The sequence below is a fragment of the Acidocella sp. genome, from assembly GCF_028687955.1.
In the GTDB taxonomy this organism is placed as follows: Bacteria; Pseudomonadota; Alphaproteobacteria; order Acetobacterales; family Acetobacteraceae; genus Acidocella.
On record NZ_JAQTZC010000112.1, the window covers coordinates 1,888 to 3,954 of the forward strand.

At 65.6% G+C, this 2,067-nt stretch carries 3 protein-coding genes; all 3 read left to right on the forward strand.

Annotation, left to right across the window (positions count from 1 at the left end):
• The first annotated feature begins 69 nt into the window (after positions 1–69).
• Positions 70–507: a nucleoside deaminase gene (locus PHE40_RS10755; RefSeq protein WP_408839079.1), complete on the forward strand. Its 438-nt coding sequence runs from the start codon at positions 70–72 to the stop codon at positions 505–507.
• Positions 500–1,099: a ribonuclease HII gene (locus tag PHE40_RS10760; protein WP_299961616.1), complete on the forward strand. Its 600-nt coding sequence runs from the start codon at positions 500–502 to the stop codon at positions 1,097–1,099. The genes PHE40_RS10755 and PHE40_RS10760 overlap by 8 nt, the downstream gene beginning before the upstream one ends.
• Positions 1,100–1,173: 74 nt before the next feature.
• A partial coding sequence (locus PHE40_RS10765; RefSeq protein WP_299961618.1) for a site-specific DNA-methyltransferase occupies positions 1,174–2,067 on the forward strand: 894 nt, incomplete at its 3' end.

Here is a 2,067-nt window from a genome sequence, read left to right on the forward strand (position 1 = left end):
ACCTGTGCATCCGCACAAGGCAACTAGACCTGTGCATCCGCACAAGGCAAGAAACCCCGCATGACCCCCATGGAACACGCCCTGGCCCAAGCCCGCGCCGCCGCCGCGAGAGATGAAATCCCGGTCGGCGCCGTGGTCACCGATGCTTCAGGCGCCATCATCGCCGCCGCCCACAACCAAACCGAGGCCACGCAAAACCCCACCGCCCATGCCGAGTTCCTGGCCCTGCAAGCCGCCGCCGCCGCCAGGGGCGGAAAATACCTGGCGGACTGCACAATCACCGTCACCCTGGAGCCTTGCGTGTTCTGCGCGGGCACCATCGCCGCCTTTCGCTTGCGCCGGCTGGTGTTCGGCGCGTACGACCCAAAAACCGGCGCGATCGAGCATGGCCCGCGCGTGTTCACCCACGTCACCACACATCACAAACCCGAGATTATCGGCGGCGTGCGCGATTCCGATTGCTCCGCCCTGCTCGCCAGCTTCTTCGCCGGGTTGCGCAATGCCTGACCTCTCCTTCGAGACCCGCATCGGCGGCATCATCGCCGGGGTGGACGAGGTGGGCCGCGGCCCACTCGCCGGCCCCGTGCTGGCCGCCGCCGTTATTCTGCCCGCCACCCTGCCGCCCGGCCTCGCCGCCCTCATTGATGATTCCAAAAAACTCTCCGCCCCCCGCCGCGCCGCCGCGCTCACCGCCCTGCGGGCCTCGGGCGCGCTCATCGGCCTCGGCGCCGCCTCCGTGCGCGAAATCGAGACACTCAACATCCTGCACGCCTCCCTGCTCGCCATGCGCCGCGCCATCGCCGCCCTGCCGCAACCCCCCACCCACCTGCTGGTTGACGGCAACCGCGCCCCCGGCGGCGGCATCCCATGCACCACCATTATCGGCGGCGACGCCATCAGCCTCTCCATCGCCGCTGCCTCCATCGCCGCCAAAATCACCCGGGACCGCCTGATGGCCCGCCTCGACGCGCGCCACCCCGGCTACGGCTGGGCCAAAAACGCCGGCTACGCCGCCCCCATCCACCGCGAGGCCATTTTGCGTCTGGGCCCCACCGCGCACCACCGCATGGGTTTTGGCCCGCTTCTCTCCAATGTTTAACCTGTTGACGTGACCACGGCCCTACATTCAGTTTACAGCTTTACCGAATTTGAGGGTCTGCCTTGCCCGTGGAAATGCTGCGCGAACTCCCGCTTGACCAGATACTGCTCGGCGATGCCGGGCAGATGCTGCGCATGCTCCCCGATGCCTCGGTCAACTGCGTCTTCGCCGACCCTCCCTATAACCTGCAACTGCGCGGCGAGCTACGCCGCCCGGACGACAGCCTGGTCGACGGCGTTGACGACGACTGGGACAAATTCAATGATTTCGCCGCCTATGACGCTTTTACCCGCGACTGGCTGGGCCAGTGCCACCGCATTTTAAGCAAGGACGGCACGCTCTGGGTCATCGGCAGCTACCATAACATCTTCCGCATCGGCACCATTTTGCAGGATCTCGGCTTCTGGATCCTCAACGATGTGATCTGGCGCAAAACCAACCCGATGCCCAATTTCCGCGGCCGGCGCTTCACCAACGCGCATGAGACCATGATCTGGGCCGCCAAATCCAAAACCGCCCGCTATAAGTTCAACTATCAGGCGATGAAGTCGCTCAACGGCGATCTACAGATGCGCTCGGACTGGACCATGCCGCTCTGCACCGGGGGCGAGCGCCTGCGCAACGTGCATGGGTTAAAACTCCACCCCACGCAAAAGCCCGAGGCGCTGCTCCACCGCGTCATCATGTCCTCCACCAGCCCGGGAGACATCATCGTGGACCCCTTCCTCGGCACCGGCACCACCGCCACGGTAGCCAAGCGCCTGCACCGGCATTTCATCGGAATCGAACGCCACCCCGCCTATGTGGAAGCCGCCTGGGGCCGCCTGCGCGCCGAAAAACCCATGCCGCTCGCCTCCATCACAGCCCCGCCCACAGGGCGCGAGACGCCGCGCATCGCCTTTGGCAGTTTTGTTGAGCGCGGCATCATCAAACCCGGCACCCAGCTCACTGACAAACAACGTCGCATC